The sequence below is a fragment of the Mesorhizobium sp. M7A.F.Ca.ET.027.03.2.1 genome, from assembly GCF_003999175.1.
In the GTDB taxonomy this organism is placed as follows: domain Bacteria; phylum Pseudomonadota; class Alphaproteobacteria; order Rhizobiales; family Rhizobiaceae; genus Mesorhizobium.
The window spans coordinates 1-576 of record NZ_RZOM01001791.1; the positions used below are offsets into that span (position 1 = coordinate 1).

General features: G+C 64.9%; 1 protein-coding gene. It reads left to right on the forward strand.

Features of this window, described 5'->3' with window-relative positions; genetic code table 11:
• On the forward strand, positions 1–576 hold a 576-nt coding region (locus tag EN750_RS38090; RefSeq protein ID WP_210212814.1), incomplete at both ends, for a VCBS domain-containing protein.

The following is a 576-nucleotide window of genomic DNA, read 5'->3' on the forward strand; positions in this document are numbered from 1 at the left end:
ATCAGTACACACTGACCAGCACGACGACGGACGTTCCGGCAGTCACCGAGACCGACAGCTTCTCGCTCACCGTCTCGGACGGCACCTCGTCGTCCGTCCCGGCGGCCATCGTCATCGACATCGTCGACGACCTGCCTAATGCGGTCAACGACACCAACAGCATCAGCGAAGACGCGCTCTCGCCGGTCAACGGCAATGTGCTGACCAACGACCTTCATGCCAACAACCAGCCGGGCGCCGACACGCCGACGAGCTTCGTCAGCTGGGATGGCTCGACGACGGGCGCACACGGCACCTTCGTTGCCAATCCCGACGGCACCTACACCTACACGCTCAACAATGCCGATCCGGCGGTGCAGGCGCTGGACGCCGGCCAGACGCTGACCGAGACCTTCAACTACACGATGAAGGATGCCGACGGCGACACCGATACGGCAACGCTGACCATCACCATCAACGGCACCAACGACGTGCCGCAGATCGTCGTTGACCAGGGCAACCCGGCCGGCGCGCATGACCAGGTCTATGAGGCGGGTCTGGCGGCGGGTTCGGCGGCCGGCGACGGCAGCACTGTGG